This window comes from Streptomyces incanus (genome assembly GCF_042656345.1).
Classification (GTDB): Bacteria; Actinomycetota; Actinomycetes; order Streptomycetales; family Streptomycetaceae; genus Streptomyces; species Streptomyces incanus.
Map to the genome: position 1 here is coordinate 1 of NZ_JBHSPC010000017.1, position 15,096 is coordinate 15,096.

Annotated in this window: 13 protein-coding genes; 10 read left to right on the forward strand and 3 right to left on the reverse strand. The window is 71.2% G+C overall.

From position 1 onward, the window contains the following. Positions 1 to 503 precede the first annotated feature (503 nt). From ACFP2V_RS08020 to lepB, 4 genes are all read left to right on the forward strand, one after another. Positions 504 to 2,492, forward strand: a complete 1,989-nt coding sequence (locus ACFP2V_RS08020) for a fibronectin type III domain-containing protein (protein WP_381207626.1) — start codon at positions 504 to 506, stop codon at positions 2,490 to 2,492. Between the two features lie 508 nt (positions 2,493 to 3,000). Then, complete coding sequence (locus tag ACFP2V_RS08025) at positions 3,001 to 4,593, forward strand: multicopper oxidase family protein (RefSeq protein ID WP_381207629.1); 1,593 nt, start codon at positions 3,001 to 3,003, stop codon at positions 4,591 to 4,593. Next, on the forward strand, positions 4,577 to 5,080 hold the full coding sequence (locus tag ACFP2V_RS08030; protein ID WP_381207632.1) for a hypothetical protein: 504 nt from the start codon (positions 4,577 to 4,579) through the stop codon (positions 5,078 to 5,080). The genes ACFP2V_RS08025 and ACFP2V_RS08030 overlap by 17 nt, the downstream gene beginning before the upstream one ends. Beyond that, on the forward strand, positions 5,077 to 5,607 hold the full coding sequence (lepB, locus tag ACFP2V_RS08035) for a signal peptidase I (RefSeq protein WP_381207635.1): 531 nt from the start codon (positions 5,077 to 5,079) through the stop codon (positions 5,605 to 5,607). The genes ACFP2V_RS08030 and lepB overlap by 4 nt, the downstream gene beginning before the upstream one ends. A 144-nt stretch (positions 5,608 to 5,751) precedes the next feature. Here the strand turns inward: lepB and ACFP2V_RS08040 are convergent, their stop codons facing one another. Continuing rightward, positions 5,752 to 6,123, reverse strand: coding sequence for a response regulator (locus ACFP2V_RS08040; RefSeq protein ID WP_381207637.1), 372 nt, complete (start codon positions 6,121 to 6,123; stop codon positions 5,752 to 5,754). 167 nt (positions 6,124 to 6,290) lie between these two features. On the opposite strand from ACFP2V_RS08040, the gene ACFP2V_RS08045 reads away from it, so the two are divergent. From ACFP2V_RS08045 to ACFP2V_RS08065, 5 genes are all read left to right on the forward strand, one after another. Beyond that, positions 6,291 to 6,956, forward strand: coding sequence for a response regulator (locus tag ACFP2V_RS08045; RefSeq protein ID WP_381207640.1), 666 nt, complete (start codon positions 6,291 to 6,293; stop codon positions 6,954 to 6,956). After that, a complete protein-coding gene (locus tag ACFP2V_RS08050) occupies positions 6,949 to 8,277 on the forward strand; it encodes a sensor histidine kinase (protein ID WP_381207643.1) in 1,329 nt (442 codons plus the stop codon). The genes ACFP2V_RS08045 and ACFP2V_RS08050 overlap by 8 nt, the downstream gene beginning before the upstream one ends. A gap of 107 nt (positions 8,278 to 8,384) precedes the next feature. Further along, entirely contained in the window at positions 8,385 to 9,773 is a 1,389-nt protein-coding gene (locus tag ACFP2V_RS08055; protein WP_381207646.1) for a copper resistance CopC/CopD family protein, read from the forward strand. 189 nt (positions 9,774 to 9,962) lie between these two features. Continuing rightward, a complete protein-coding gene (locus ACFP2V_RS08060) occupies positions 9,963 to 10,607 on the forward strand; it encodes a DUF1775 domain-containing protein (RefSeq protein WP_381207649.1) in 645 nt (214 codons plus the stop codon). A gap of 677 nt (positions 10,608 to 11,284) precedes the next feature. Continuing rightward, a complete protein-coding gene (locus ACFP2V_RS08065; protein WP_381207651.1) occupies positions 11,285 to 11,563 on the forward strand; it encodes a DUF5302 domain-containing protein in 279 nt (92 codons plus the stop codon). A gap of 520 nt (positions 11,564 to 12,083) precedes the next feature. Here the strand turns inward: ACFP2V_RS08065 and guaA are convergent. Further along, on the reverse strand, positions 12,084 to 13,619 hold the full coding sequence (guaA, locus tag ACFP2V_RS08070; RefSeq protein WP_381207654.1) for a glutamine-hydrolyzing GMP synthase: 1,536 nt from the start codon (positions 13,617 to 13,619) through the stop codon (positions 12,084 to 12,086). Further along, the gene (locus ACFP2V_RS08075; protein ID WP_381207657.1) at positions 13,616 to 14,521 is read right to left on the reverse strand and encodes a tetratricopeptide repeat protein; all 906 of its coding nucleotides are present in this window, start codon (positions 14,519 to 14,521) and stop codon (positions 13,616 to 13,618) included. The genes guaA and ACFP2V_RS08075 overlap by 4 nt, the downstream gene beginning before the upstream one ends. A gap of 316 nt (positions 14,522 to 14,837) precedes the next feature. Between ACFP2V_RS08075 and ACFP2V_RS08080 the strand changes: the two genes are divergently transcribed. Further along, the coding region (locus ACFP2V_RS08080) for a helix-turn-helix domain-containing protein (RefSeq protein WP_381207660.1) at positions 14,838 to 15,096 on the forward strand (259 nt) is incomplete at its 3' end.

Below are 15,096 nucleotides of genomic sequence, written 5' to 3' on the forward strand. Positions count from 1 at the left end.
AGCACGGCGCGGAAAAATCATCGGTCAGGCCACACTGCCGCAGTAAATATCGGATTTACTGCGGCGGAGCCCCTACCGCGATCATCGCGACCTGCAGCGGGTTCTCCGGCCGCCGCAAGCGAGATGTACGCATTTACTGCGGCGCTCGGTGCTATCGGTCCCCTACGTGTTGCCCGTCCGGCGGTCAGGCAATGGGTTTCCGCCCCGGGTGCAAGGCGTGCCAGGCGGCGTAGCACGCGGCGCCTCGAGCACACTGAAAGCCCGGCCACCCCGTGGCGGGGCTTCAACGCGTGCGGTTACCCCGCCTTCTGAGCCCGGACCATCCGCTCGCGTCGCCCCGCGGCACGCCGTGGGAAGGGACGACCCCTCCAGATTGGGGATAGGGGGGTGCCCAAGACGAGGCTGCCGCGGTGTACGGGAATCGGGGACCTTGGAACCCGCTCATCGCAGCCGACCGCCCGGCGCCGGTCGGTCCGGGTGTCGCCACAGAGGGGAATGTCGTCATGAGCAAGTTCGCGCGGGGCGGGGGCAGAAGAAAACGTACCGCCGCCGCCGGCCTCGTCATCTCCGGCATGGTGATCAGCGCCTCGATGGCACCCGTCACCGCCCAAGCCGCTGTTCCGGTCTTCCCGGACAACATCACGATCTTCCCGGACCGGGACTTCGTCTCCATCGACGGATTCTCCGAGCACGCGGGAGAGCAGGTGACCGTCGAGGTGCGGCGCCCCGGCAGCGGCGTCGTCGGCTCGGCCACCGGCACGATGGCTGCGGCGGCCTCGATCGCGGCGGGCAACCCGGCCATCGAGATCAATCACCCGGGCGGCCTGTGCTGGGGCGCGGGCGGCGGCCCCCAGGTGACCCCGGACATCCGGGCCGGGGACGTGGTGTCGGTCAAGTTCGGCGGCACCGTGGCCGTCGACGCCACGACCCTCGATCTCGGTGTCACCGGCGGCACCCTGACCACGCCGACCACCCTGGTGATCCAGGGGCGGCTCGGGCCCCGGGTCGATCCGACGTTCCTGGAACAGCGGATCGTCGAACCGGCCCTGCGCAACACCGTGGTGGCACGGCGCGACGTGCGGGCGGCGCCCGGCCCGCTCACGAACGCGCCGAAGGGCGGCTACGCCTCCGGACTGCAGGCGGCCGACGGCAGGTTCACCGCGACCTACGAGTTCCTCGACGCGGACACGGCCGCCACCGCCGCCGGCGGTCTGTACATGGCGACGAGCTGGCAGGACCAGGACTCCGACGGCAACACCCAGGGCGTGACGATCTCGGAGTTCGGCGAGGTGGGCGGGCCCGGGATGGGCGGCTGCCCGCCCGGCCCGTCGCAGCAGGGGCCGGCCTCGCCGACCAACGTCGAGGTGCACGACCAGGACGACTCGACGTCCGTGAGCTGGACCCCGCCGAAGCCCGTCCCCGGCGCCGCGCCGATCCTCGGATACACCGTGCGAGCCGTCGACCAGCTCAGCAGGAACAGCATGCAGAGCGAGGCCGGCGTCCGCGTCAACAATCCGGACGCGACCTCGGCGACCCTGCCGGGCTCCGTCAAGGGCAAGCGCGTCGAGGTCAGGTCGTTCAGCGAGACCGGCGAGTCCTGGCCGCCCGCGCTGCAGGGCAACACCCCGTCGGGCGACACCACGCCGCCGACCGTGACCGCGAAGCCCGCCGGCGGCTTCTACACGGGCGACACGCAGGTCACCCTCAGCGCCGACGAGACCGGCTCGGAGATCTACTACACGCTCGACGGCTCCGACCCGCTGGAGGCGGGCACCGCCGGGCCTGCGGCCACGCTGTACACCGGGCCGATCGAGCTGACGGCGTCCGACGGGTCGAAGACCCTGCGGTACGTGGCCTTCGACCCGGCCGGCAACGCCTCACAGGCCAGGATGGAGAAGTACACGTTCGGGTCGACCAGGGCGCCGAGCGCCCCGCAGGGGGTCACCGGCCAGGGCTCCAACGCGAGCGCGACGGTCCGCTGGTCGGAGCCCGAGGATCCGGGCACGTCGCCCCTCACGGGCTACGAGATCACCGCGACGCCCGCTTCGGGGACGCCGGTCACGGCCACGGCCGGGCCCAGCGCGTCCAGCCTGCTCCTCACCGGACTGACGAACGACACGAAGTACACCGTGACGGTCGTCGCCGTGAACGCGGTGGGCAGGGGCGCGGCGTCGACGCCGGCCGACGTCACCCCGAAGGTGCCCGCGGTCGACAAGATCGCGATCACCCTCGCCAAGTGGAAGTCCGGAGACCTCAGGCTCGACGGCACCGGGTCCGTCCCCGGCGCGTCGCTGACGTTCCGCTCCGGGTCGCCGACCGGTCCGGTCTTCGCCACCGGCGTGATCGTGCAGCCGGCCGCGGCGGGCGCGGTCAACGGGACCTGGAGCCTGCGCCTGAGGACCGGCAGTGCCGCGACGAGTAACCCGTCCCCCGTCTACATCTCGTCCGACAAGGGCGGAACCCTGGGACCGGTGACCGTGCCGAACGGCTAGGGCCTGTCGCGGAGGTCCCGCCCGCCCGGCGGCGGGACGACGGGATTTTCGCACCATCGCCGACCGACCGGCGCCCCGTCAGCCGGGGTTCGTTCCCTCAAACGAACCCCGCGGCCGGGGAGCCGGCCAGGACAGGGCAGCCGTAGGAACCCCCCAGTTCACCGGCCGCCCTGTTTCCTCCGGGCAGCCGGTGGACCCCCCTCCACCGGCTGCCCGCTCCTTGCCTTCCCGCCCGGTCGTCTCTCCTCAGCGGTGCATTCAGGAACACCGCGGGCCCCACGGTCGAGGAGCACGACCGGCGTACAGCCCGTCCACCCGCACGGGCATCGCGCTGCCGGCGGGTCATGTACGGCGCCGTACATGACCCACCGCGTACGACCAGCACCGAGCAGTACCGACCAGCACCGAGAAAAGAACACGGGCATCCGCGACTCCAGGGGGAGAGCAGGGCCCGAGCGCCGCTTCGGCGGCCCACCATGGGGGTGAGCACGCAATGCACGAAAACACGTTGTCCAGACGTGATGTGATGAAGTTCGGCGTCCTCGCGTCGGCGGCCCTGGCGCTGCCACTCGAACGCGTCGCACGCGCCAAGACCGCTTCCGACCGGATCGCGGTCAGCAAGTTCCCGAAGCCGTTCACCGTGCCGTTCACGGTGCCGCCCGAGGCGGTTCCGACCAAGCGGTCGAGCACCACCGACTACTACACCGTCAGCATGCGCAGCGCGGCGACGGAGATCCTGCCCGGCATGAAGACCGAGACCTGGTCGTACGACGGGACGTTCGGCGGCCCGACGATCCGGGCCACGCGGGGCCGGCCGGCCGTCGTACGGCAGATCAACGAACTCCCCTCGGTGCACCCCCGTTGGGGGTACGAGTCGTGGACCTCGGTGCACCTGCACGGATCGGGATCGCTGCCGGAGTACGACGGCTACGCCAGCGACATCACACGGTCCGGCCAGTACAAGGACTACCAGTACCCGAACTTCCAGGACGCCCGGACGCTCTGGTACCACGACCACGGCGCCCACCACACCGCCGAGAACGCGTACATGGGCCTCGCCGCGATGTACACGATGCACGACGAGTTGGAGCGGTCGCTGCCCATCCCGAAGGGCCGGTACGACGTGCCGCTGCTCATCCGCGACGCCATGTTCGACCGCGACGGGCAGTTGCTGTACGACGACGAGGGGCACTCCGGGATCTTCGGTGATGTGATCCTGGTCAACGGCCGGCCCTGGCCCGTGATGAAGGTCGAGCGGCGCAAGTACCGCTTCCGGATCCTGAACTGCGCGATCTCGCGGGGCTTCAAGTTCGCGCTCAGCACCGGCGACCCGTTCGTCTTCATCGGGACGGACGCCGGGCTGATGCCGCAGCCCCGTTCGGCGACCAGTTACCGGCACGGCATGGCCGAACGGTACGAGGTCATCATCGACTTCGCCAAGTACAGGATCGGCCAGCGGGTGGTCCTGAAGAACCTGCGCGTGCCGAACGTCGAGGACTTCGACACCACCGGCGACGTGATGGCCTTCGACGTCGTCAGCGACCCCACCGACCTGTCGGGCAACGCGATCCCGGACCTGCTGAACCCGAACGCGCCCGCGATGGATCTCACCGCGGCGATGGCGAAGAAGACCCGGAGGTTCGAGTTCATCCGCAAGAACGGAACCTGGACCATCAACGGCAAGACCTGGGCCGACGTCATCGCCTCCAACTACGAGTACGTCTGGGCCGACCCGGGACTCGGGGACGTCGAGGTCTGGGAGTTCGTCAACACGTCCGGCGGCTGGTGGCACCCGGTCCACGTGCACCTGGTCGACTTCAAGGTGCTGGACCGCAACGGCAGGGCGCCCGACCCCTGGGAGCTCGGTGGCAAGGACACGGTGTACGTCGGTGAGAACGAGACGGTGCGCGTGGCGGTCAAGTTCGGCCCGCACACCGGGCGTTACATGATCCACTGCCACAACCTCGTGCACGAGGACCACGACATGATGGCGCAGTTCCGCGTGGGACCGCCCAGCACCGAGCACCACCCGGTCTTCACCGACCCGGCGAAGACCGATCCCGCACCCGAGCTGGGAGGTGACGATGACACCCTCGCCTGAGGCGCCGCCGGCCGAAGGGGCGGTGCCGGTGGGTCGTCCGGGCCTCGTGGGCGGCCTTCGCCCCCCGCACGTCGCGTCGCTGCTCTGCGTGGCCGCGGCGGCCGGGGACCTGGTCGCCTTCCAGCAGCGCGTGGCGTACGGCCTGGCCGGGGCCCTGCCCTTCCTGCTGGCCGCCGTCGTCCAGCTCGTCGCGGCGCGGCAGGTGTGGGTCTCGCGGGGTACGGCCGCGGCGCTCTCCGCGGTCCTCGTGCTCGGTCTGCTGATCGGTTCGTACGTGGTGGCCGTCAGTACCGGCGTGCCCCTGGGACAGCGGAACCGGCCGGTCGAGGCCGACCCGCTGCTGACGGCCGCGCTGTGCGTGCGGCTCGCCGCACTGCTGGTGCTCGTACGGTCCCTCTCCGGCCGCGCGCGGTCCCGGGCGGTCAACGCACTCCTCGTCATCGGAACGGTCCTGTGGACACTCGGGCTGACCGGCCTGCTCGGGTGAGCCCGCCCCGGCGGCCCGCGGTACGGCACCTCGCCGTACCGCGGGCCGCCGTGCGCCGGGCCGTCGCGTGCGTGGTGGTGGCCGTGGCCTTCGTGGCCGGCAGCCTCCTGCTGGAGCGCGTACGGGTGGAGTCGGCCAGTATGGAGCCGACGCTCCGGGCCGGCGACCACCTGCTCGTCGACGAACGCGCCTACTGGCGCGGAACGCCCCGGCGCGGAGACCTCGTGGTGTTCGACCACGCCGGTTCGCGGCTGGTCAAGCGGGTCGCCGCGGTGGCCGGTGACACCGTCGGGATCGAGGACGGGGTCCTCACGGTCAACGGCCGTCCCGTCACGGAACCGGCGATCGACCGGCGGACCCTCGACGGCCTGTACTACGGGCCCGCGCACGTGCCGCACGGCACCGTCTTCGTCCTGGGCGACAACCGCCGGCACTCCGTCGACTCCCGGCAGTTCGGCCCGGTGCCCGTCGGGGAGGTGAGGGGACGGGTGCTGATGCGCTGGTGGCCGCGTCCGGGGGCGCCGTGAGCGTGATCCGCGTCAGGGGCGGGCACGACCCGTGACCCGCGTACCGCCCTGGGGGCGGCACGCGGAGCCGCCGCCCTCGCCGTCGACCACATGCCGCCCGCCGCCCGCCGCCGGTCGCGCACCGGGAGCGACCCGCCCGGCGGCTCAGGCCCGCGGCGCCACCGTCACGATCGCGTCGAGCACCTCGTCGATCCCGGCGTCCTTGTGCAGCACCGTGGAGGCCCCGGCGTCGAGGGCCGCCTGTTCCAGCCGTCCGCCGACCGCGGACGTCAGCACCACGACTCGGGTGCCGGGCCGCAGGACCAGCAGCCGCCGGGTCGCTTCGGCGCCGTTCAGCACCGGCATGGCGAGATCCATGAGCACCACGTCCGGCGCGAGCCGCAATGCCGCCGCGACGGCCTCCGCCCCGTCGCACGCCACGCCCACCACGTCGACGAGTGCGCTTGCGTCCAGGACGGTGGCCAGGGTGTCCCGCACGAGCTGATGGTCGTCCACGACGAGCAGGCGAATCGGCATGGTTCAACGGTGCCCGGCCCGGGGCGCCACAGCCATCCCCAAACCAGAGGGGTCGGCTACTCGGAAAAAGCACCATTCCTGCACAACTGATAGGCCTTTCCTTACATGCCGTGGTTCCATGTCTCCTGCGGACCGGCAACGGTGGCGGCCCGCCCAGTGGGGGGAACATGGGGGGACACAGGGGTTCGTCGCCGACGCGCGTGCTGATCGTCGACGACCATCGGACGTTTGCCGAGCTGCTGGCCTTCGCACTCGGATCACAGCCGGACTTCGACTGCGTGGGATGCGCGGCGACCGGGTCGGCGGCGGTCGAACTGACCGCGAGGGAACGCCCGGACATGGTGGTGATGGACATCTCGCTCGGCAGGGAAAGCGGACTGGACGTCACCCGGCGGGTCCGCGACGCCGCCCCGAGCGCGATCGTCGTCATCGTCTCGGCGCACCGCGACCCGGATTGGGTGGTGCGGGCCGCCCAGGCGGGCGCGAGCGCGTTCGTGCCCAAGTCCGGATCGCTGGAGGAGATGCTGACCGTTCTGCGGGAGGTGCGGCAGGGCTCGATGCTGGTGTCGGCGTCGACGTTCGGCGACGCCGGCCGGCCCCAGGTCACCGACGAGCCCGGCGCGGCCAGTCTCACCGCCCGGGAGTCCGAAGTGCTCGGCCTGATGGGCAAGGGCCTGGCGCCGGCCGGGATCGCCAGGCTGCTGGGGATCAGCGTCAACACCTGCCGCGGCTACGTGAAGGCGATCCACCTCAAACTCGGGGTGCGCTCGCAGTTGGAGGCCGTCGTGAAGGCGCAACGGCTCGGCCTCGTCGAGGCGGGTGCCGATGGCTGACCGGACGGGCGGCGGCTCCACGGCGGAGACGGGGGGCAGCAGAACCGTCCGACGGGCGCTGGTCGCGATGGTGCTCATCGGAGTGGGTGCCTTCGCGATCGTCGGGGCGGGCACCGTGGTGGCCGCCGACTCGATCGCGGAGAAGACCGCGCTCGCCGAGGCGGCCCGCTCCGCGCAGCTCATGGGCAACGTGATCTTCAAGCCGGCCATGCCGGCGCTGCTCCGCGGGGACGTCTCCGCGCGGACACGGCTGGACGAGGCCGTCAGGGCCCGGCAGCACGAGGCCGGCGTCGTCCGGGTGAAGGTGTGGAACCGACAGGGCGACGTCCTGTACTCCAACGAGCACCACGCCATCGGGATGTCCTTCCCGAACGACGACGTACGCAGGACCATCGACGAGCGGGCGAGCTGGGCCGCCCTGTCCGACCTGTCCGACGAGGAGAACGTCACCGAAGCCCAGGGCGGCCGCCGCCTCGTGGAGGTCTACGTCCCGCTCGACCTGGACTCCGGTGAACGGCTGGCGCTCGAGGTGTACTCCACCGACGCCCGCGTCGCCACCGCGCGGACCGAGCTGATGCGCACCCTCGTGCCCTTCTCCATCGTGGCGCTGCTGCTCCTGCTGGTGGCTCAACTTCCGGTGTCGATCCACCTGTTGCGCCACGTCAGCAAGGCGGACGCGGAACGCAGCAGACTGCTCGGCAAGGCCCTGACCGCCTCCGAACGAGAGCGGCGCGCGATCGCCCGCGACCTGCACGACGGAGTGGTGCAGGACCTCGCCGGGGCCGGATACGCCCTGTCGGCCGTCCGCGGCGCACTGCCCCCGGGGGCCGGCGCCACGGCCGACGGCATGCTCGACAAGGTCGGTGAGGTCCTGCGCGGCGCCGTCGGTTCACTGCGCACGATGATGGTGGACATCTATCCGCCGGACCTGACCGAGGACGGTCTGCCGCAGGCGGTCGAACTGCTCGCCGAACGACTGCGCAGGGAGGGCCTCAGCGTCACCACGACCGTCGAGGTCCGGGCCTCGCTCGGGCCCGACCTCGCCGCTCTCGCCTACCGCTGCACGCGGGAGTGCGTCACGAACGTCCTCAAGCACGCCGAGGCACGGCACGCCTGGATCGAGGTCACCGGCGGCGGGAAACGGCTGCTGGTGCGGGTGGCGGACGACGGGAAGGGCCCGGGAGGCGCACTCGGCAAGGCCGGTCACCTCGGCCTGCAGCTCATCCGGGACACGGCCACCGAACTGGGCGGCGGGATGGCGGTCACCGAACGCCCCGACGGCGGCACCGAGGTCCGTACCGTGCTGCCGCTGCGCACCTGACCCCCTCGTTTTGAGGGGGTCGCACCCCCAAAGGCGAGGCTGCCGCAGGCGGCGGCGAGGACCCACCCTGGACGCGCTGCATCTCAAGGGCACCCAGGGGGAAACGGATGCGCCGCATCATCACCATGCTCTGCCTCGTCCTCTGCCTGGCGGCCGCGTCCGCCGGGCCCGCCTCCGCGCACACCGGCGTACGGTCGAGCGATCCCGCCGCCGACGAGGTGCTGCCCGGCCTGCCCGCCCAGGCGGCGCTGACGTTCCGACAGCCGGTGACCGCGAGGGAGAACGCGGTGCGCGTGTTCGACGACCACATGCGCCGAGTGGACCTCGGCGGCCACCCCGACGACCGGCCCGGCCCCGTCGTTCGGACCGCCCTGCCCGGCGGCCTGCACCCGGGCACGTACACCGTGGCCTGGCAGGTGACGTCGACCGACGGACACCCCGTGGCAGGAACCTTCCGTTTCTCCATCCACAGGACCAGCCGGGTCGTCGGCGCCGTCCCGCCGCTCGGCGGTTCCGACAGCGCGTGGGCGAGCCGCCTCCTCGGCGTGTCACGCGCGGCCGGTTACGCCGGACTCGCGCTCGGTCCCGGCGTGCTGCTGGTCGTACTGTGGCTGTGGCCCGCCGGGCTGCGAGACCGCGGCACCCGGGGCCTGGTGTGGGCGGGGCTCGGCCTGCTGGCCACCGGCACCCTCGCGGTCCTGGCCGTCCACGCCGTCTGGGCCGACGGCCGGCCGCTGTCGGACGCCTGGTCCGGCTCCGGCGCCCATCAGCACGCGGCGCTCGCCGACCACGCCTACGCCGTACGCTTCTACGCCCTTCTCGCCCTGGGCGCCGCGACCGTGCTCGCGACCCTTGCGGCCGGCACGTCGGGCAGGCGGGCCAGGGCGGCGGCCCTCGTGGCGACCGCGGCGGCCGTGGTCCTGTGGGGCACGTGGCCGGTGACCGGCCACTCCGTCGACGGGCGGTACCCATTTCTCGCCCTGGCCGCCGACTTCGCCCATCTCGCCGCGATGACCGTGTGGCTGGGCGGACTCGCGCTGGCCGCGGCGGTTCTGGCGAGGCCGGGAGCCGTCACCGCGCTGGCCTCCGTGCTGCCCCGCTTCTCCCGGCTCGCGTTCGCCGGCGTGACCGTGCTCGTCGTGACAGGCACCTTCCAGGCGTGGCGTGAAGTGGGTGCCGTCGGCGCCCTCTTCGACACCCGGTTCGGCCGGCTGCTGCTCCTGAAGTCGGCCGGCGTGGCCGTGGTCGTCGCGCTCGGCGGCGTCGCCCGGCGCCGGCTGCGCCGGCACACGACGGTCCCGGCACCGACTTCCTTTGCCGCCGCACCCGTTGGCGGGTCCGGGGCGACGGTGACACTGGTCGCGCCGGCGCCTCCCGTGCTGCCGGACACGGCGCACGTACGCACCCTCCGGCGCGGCCTGGTGGCGGAACTGCTCGTCGGGGCCCTCGTCCTGAGCGTCACGGCGGCCATGGTCGTCACCAATCCGCCTGCGTGAGGCGACGCTTCACCGTGCCGCACACCGACCGTCCCCGCCAAGCGGGTGCGGTCCTGGAACGCCCGGCGTCACGGCGCAGTCCGCCGCCGACGCCGTACAGAACCATCCCGCGCCGGATTCAGGCCGGCCGCTCCCACGATCCCTGTGGTCCGTGACCAGCGTGCACGGACGCCGAGAGAGGAATCACCGATGACGTTTCTCCGGTGGCCGGCCCGGACGGCCGCGGCCCTGCTGACCACGGGTCTGCTCATGGGGACGACGGTCCCCGCCTGGGCGCATGTGCACGTGCACTCCGAGGACGAGGTGAAGCCGGGCGCGAAGGACGTGCGGATGACGTTCCACGTGCCCAACGAGAAGGACGACGCCCGCACCGTCGGCGTGTGGATCGAGGCACCGAAGGGCGTGCGGGGGATGCGAGCGGAGCAGGCGAAGGGGTGGACCGCGCAGCAGCAGGCACCCGGCGGCGGGAGCGGCATCGTCGGCTGGTCCGGCGGCGCGATCAGCGGCGAGGACGGGGCCGACTTCGTCGTGCACATCGACCGTGTCCCCACCGGCGGGGACACGCTGACCTTCGTCGCCCAGCAGCAGTACGACGACGGCGAGGTCGTCTCCTGGGACCAGCCGGCCGAAGAGGGCAAGCCCGAACCGGAGCACCCCGCACCGGTGTTGGGTCTCACCGGAGCGTCCCATGCGGAGTCGGCGCCCCACGCCGGGGAGAGCCTGGGATTCGCGCGGACGGCGGCGATCGTCTGCGGTGCGGTGGTCCTCCTGGCGGCCGCGGCGCTGCCGGCGCTGCGCTCCGTGGCGCGACGCCGGAAAGCCGTGTCCCGCTGAGCCGTTCCCCCCGCGCGGCCGCAGCGCACGCACCCGCGCGGCGGCGGCCTCGCGTGCGAGGGTGGCCGTAACCCGGCTGCGCGAGGGCGTCGAGCACGACGCCGCCCGCCGCAGCGTCGTGACGACAGGCGGACCCGCGGGACAGGGAGATCGCGAAGCTGAAGGCGGAGAAGGCCCGCCTTCAGGCCGACCTAGCCAAGGCCCGCACCGTGATCGAGGTGCAGGGAAAACTCTCCGCGCTGCTCGACCGGTTCGCCACGGACAGCGCCCCGGACCGGAACGGCGAGAACACCAAGTGACCGGGGCCGACCCCGCGGCCGTGTTCGACGCTGCCCGCGACCAGGCCCTCGAAGAGCTCACCGGGCTGGTCGGGCGCGTCCGGGCATGTGCCGCGCTCGGCGTGAGCCGGGCCACCCACTACCGCCGCCACCGCCGCAGCCCCGCCCCGGCCAGGCCGCGGCGGGAACGGCGCCGACACCCCACGCTCTCGCGCCCGAAGAGGAGATGCGGGTCCTCGACGTGCTCCACTGCCCGTCCTGTGCCCCCGCTGAGAAGCGAACGCCCACGGCCGCGAGTGGGATACCCGCCGAAACAGAGCAGGATGATGTTGCCGGCGCCCTGCACTGCGCCCGGCATGACAAGCTGTGCTTACCCACCCCCGAACCCAGGAGGTCACCATGACCGCAGAGCCCACAGAGCCCACAGAGCCCACAGAGCCCACAGAGCCCGCAGCTACGGAAGGTTCGGAGCCGGCTTCCCCCGAGACGCCCCCTCTGGCGCCGGACAGCGACGGCAACTACGACCTCAAGCGCAAGTTCCGTGAAGCCCTGGCGCGCAAGCGCAGTGCGCAGGCGGACGCGGCCGATGTTGCCGCCAACCCGGATGCGTCGAAGGTGCGTGCGGCGCACGGCCCGGCTGGGAGCCAGCGGTCGTTCAGGCGTAAGAGCGGCGGCTGAGTCGATCAGTCCCGCGGTCCGGCCGCTTTACCGGCACTCTGCGCGCGCTCCACTCGCGCGCCCGGTACCGTGGCCCGCAACGTGCGCATGCCCGTGAGCGCGTTGCGGGCGAGGCGTAGCCGGCGGTCTCGCCTGGGGGAGAGCCCGACTGAGGCCGGCGCGGGGCGGTGGCGCCGCCGCACCGGCATTCCCGGCGGACGTCCGGCCGCCGACGTTGCACGGTGGCCAGGACGTAGCTGACGGCCCGGTGGTGACGCCGGTACGTCTGGCCATCCCAGCCGGCGTCACCACCGGAGCCGTCCGCATCACTGATTCAGTCCTGGAAGGCGACCGGCAGTTCCTCCCCCCCCGGACATCAGCCCACAACCAAGTCCAAGATCTGGCATCTGAGTATTTGCGCAGTTCAGGGGTCCGATAGGGTCGATCGGGTCAGCAAATGGTCAGCATCGGGCGCGGGAGTGTCCCGGGTTGCTGACCTGTGCTTCTCCGCCCTGCACTCGGCGTGGCGGGACGGGGGAGTTCATTCCCAGCCGATCGTCCCCGGTGGTTTCTGCGTCACGTCCAGGACGACCCGGTCGATCTCGGGCACCTCCGACGTGATCCGCAGGCTGATCCGTTCGAGTAGCGCGTACGGCAGTCTCGCCCAGTCGGCTGTCATGGCGTCGCTGCCGGTGACCGCGCGCAGCGCGAGGCAGTGCCGGGAGGTCGACCGTCCGCCCGCGGCACCATCGGTCCGGGCGGGCAGCAGCACCCCGAACGCCTGCCAGACGTTGTCATAGAGCCCCGCGCGCCGCAGTTCCTCGATGAACACGGCGTCCGCCGTCCGCAGCACGGCAACCTTCGCCCGGGTTACCTCGCCGATGATGTGCACGGCAAGACCGGGGCCGGGAAAGGGATGGCGCCCGATGATCGGCTGGGGCACTCCGAGCATCGCCGCGAGCGATCTGACCTCGTCTTTGTAGAGATCGCGCAGCGGCTCCAGCAGTCGCATCCCCATCTCCGCAGGCAACCCGCCGACGTTGTGGTGAGTCTTGATGACGGCCGATCCACCGATGCCCGACTCCACACGATCCGGGAAGATTGTCCCCTGTGCCAAGATCGACGCTCCGATACGATCGGCGAGCTCTTCGAACTCCCGGACGAAGCACGCGCCTATGCGCTCCCGTTTGACTTCCGGATCCGCGACTCCCCGGATCTGCTCGAGGAAGCGCTCGGAGGCGTCGATGACGGTCACCTCCTGGCCGAGCCAGTCGCGAAAGTGAGTCACCACCTGCTCGACCTCCCCCGAGCGCAGGAATCCGTTGTCGACCAGCGCGTGGGTGACCTGGCCCGGAACGGCCCGGTGGAGGAGAGCGGCCGTCACGGCGGAATCGACCCCGCCCGACAACGCGCAGATCACTCTCTCGCTCCCGACGGCGGACTTGACCGCGTTCGACATGTCACCGAGGAAAGCCGGTCCGTCCGGCGACGGGTCGCATCCGCAGAGGTCCAGCACGAAGCGCCGGATCAGCTGCCTGCCGTGCGCGGAATGGACGACCTCCGGGTGGAACTGCACCGCGTACAGGCGACGGGTGCTGTCCTCGGCGATCGCGATGTGGTTCCCCCACGAGAGGGCGGTGACCCGGAATCCCGGTGGGATCGCCGTGATCGTGTCGTTGTGACTCATCCAGACCTCTTCGTCCGTGACACCGGACGGATACAGATCGGACCGGACACCCGCACGGCCCCGCAGCCCCGAGCGTCCGTACTCCCCGCCCTCGCTCGTGCCGGCCACCTCGCCGCCCAGCTGCCGCACCATCACCTGCGCGCCATAGCAGATCCCGAGGACCGGAACACCGGCGGCGTACAACTCCTCCGACAGCGTGGGAGCTTCGGGCGCGAACACGGAATCCGGGCCGCCGCTCAGGATGATGCCGCGGACCTCCCTCAGATCGATCTCGGCGCGTGAGGCGGTGGGTGGGAGGGGCTCGGCGACGACGCCCAGCTCCCGTACCCTCCGCGCGATCAGATGGCCGTACTGGCTGCCGAAGTCCACGACCGCTATACGCTTCTTCATTCGCCCCCGCCGGATTCCGCCCGGTGGGCGCGCCGGGTCTCGGCGAGGTCCGCGAGCGCCCGGGTCACGACGTCATGACGCGGTCCGTAGATGTCCTCCAGGGCGGCGATCCCCTTCTCCTGGAGAGCCGTCGCCTCGTCGAACCGGCGCAGCCCGGCGTACGCCTTTCCCATCCCACCGAGCATCAGGGCGACATCCCGGTGCGCGGAGCCGTACGCCTCCTCGAAGATCTCCAGGGCCCGCTCGTAGGTCCGCAGAGCCTCCGTGTAGTGCCGTGCGGCCAACCGCGCGAGTGCCATGTTGCCGAGCGCCCAGGCCGTCTGCGGGTGTCTCGGCCCCAGCACGCGCGTGAAGATGCCCAGCGCTTCCTCCAGGTCACGCAGGGCCTTCTCGTGTTGCAGGTTCCCCAGACGGGCGACGGCGAGATTGATGAGGGACGTGGCTACGTCACGGTGCTCTGGTCCGAAGAGTTCGCGGTAGCGGTCCTTCGCCTGGAGGTGGCACGCGCCGGCCTCCTCGTACCGCCCGGTCCGGGTATGCACCCTGCCCAGGTTGTTGAGGGTCCGCGCGACGTCGGGATGCCGTTCGCCGCAGGTTTCGCGCAGGACGGCCAGTGCTTCCCCGAGGGCTTCGGTGGCCAATTGCAGCCGGCCGGCTCCTCGGTGGGCCACACCGAGTTGACCGAGCGTGCGCCCCAGCGGCAGCCGTACGTCCCCGGGCACGGTACGCCAGATTTCCAGTGATCTCTCGAGGAGTGTGGTCGCCACCTGGTGGGCGGCCTGGTCGTTGAGTGAGATTCCCGTCCGGTAGGCGAGGTCCGCGAGGTCCTCCGTCGCGTGGCGCAGATGCGACGCGTGCCCGCAGAGGCGCCTCGGGGGACGGCTCTCCTGGATGTCCGTCAATCCCTTTTTCGGACAATGGCCGTCGACCGCAACTCCCTCGCCACGCCAGGGGCTTCTGCAGGCCACTCGACCATTCGTAAGAATGTCAATTACAGTGTCAAGTCGATCACTTTGTGATCAATTGTTGGCTGAACGCTGCTGGGGGTGGAGACCGAAAAGCTCGTTCTGAAACATTGATCACGTGGTGAGTCATTACTCAACGGCGGGGGCCATGTCGAATTTTCAGGGTGCTGGAGCAGTCACGAGAAGTCGTCTCCAGCAGAGGGAACCGTTCCCCTTCCACATCCGAGTCCGCGCGTTCCGGCAGCGTACAGGCATGACCCAGCGTCAGTTCGCGGAGACGTCAGGGATCAGCGTGCGGACCCTGCGTGACATCGAGAGCGGGCGCGTGGAGCAGCCACAGGTACGAACCCTGCGCGCCCTGGCGGTCGCACTCGGGCTCGACACCGACGAGATACGGCGTTCCATGACCAACAGCCGGAAATCCGCAGTTCAGGAAAGAACCGGTCTGCGCATCGGCATTCTCGGCGACCTGACCATCGAGCGCGACGGCATAGTCACGGCAGCTGTAGTTC

Excerpts from the sequence above, each read along its gene's own strand:
- ACFP2V_RS08020 (WP_381207626.1), top strand. The coding sequence starts at position 504 with ATGAGCAAGTTCGCGCGGGGCGGGGGCAGAAGAAAACGTACCGCCGCC.
- ACFP2V_RS08030 (WP_381207632.1), top strand. The coding sequence starts at position 4,577 with ATGACACCCTCGCCTGAGGCGCCGCCGGCCGAAGGGGCGGTGCCGGTG.
- ACFP2V_RS08040 (WP_381207637.1), bottom strand. The coding sequence starts at position 6,123 with ATGCCGATTCGCCTGCTCGTCGTGGACGACCATCAGCTCGTGCGGGAC.
- ACFP2V_RS08045 (WP_381207640.1), top strand. The coding sequence starts at position 6,291 with ATGGGGGGACACAGGGGTTCGTCGCCGACGCGCGTGCTGATCGTCGAC.
- ACFP2V_RS08050 (WP_381207643.1), top strand. The coding sequence starts at position 6,949 with ATGGCTGACCGGACGGGCGGCGGCTCCACGGCGGAGACGGGGGGCAGC.
- ACFP2V_RS08055 (WP_381207646.1), top strand. The coding sequence starts at position 8,385 with ATGCGCCGCATCATCACCATGCTCTGCCTCGTCCTCTGCCTGGCGGCC.
- ACFP2V_RS08060 (WP_381207649.1), top strand. The coding sequence starts at position 9,963 with ATGACGTTTCTCCGGTGGCCGGCCCGGACGGCCGCGGCCCTGCTGACC.
- ACFP2V_RS08065 (WP_381207651.1), top strand. The coding sequence starts at position 11,285 with ATGACCGCAGAGCCCACAGAGCCCACAGAGCCCACAGAGCCCACAGAG.
- guaA (WP_381207654.1), bottom strand. The coding sequence starts at position 13,619 with ATGAAGAAGCGTATAGCGGTCGTGGACTTCGGCAGCCAGTACGGCCAT.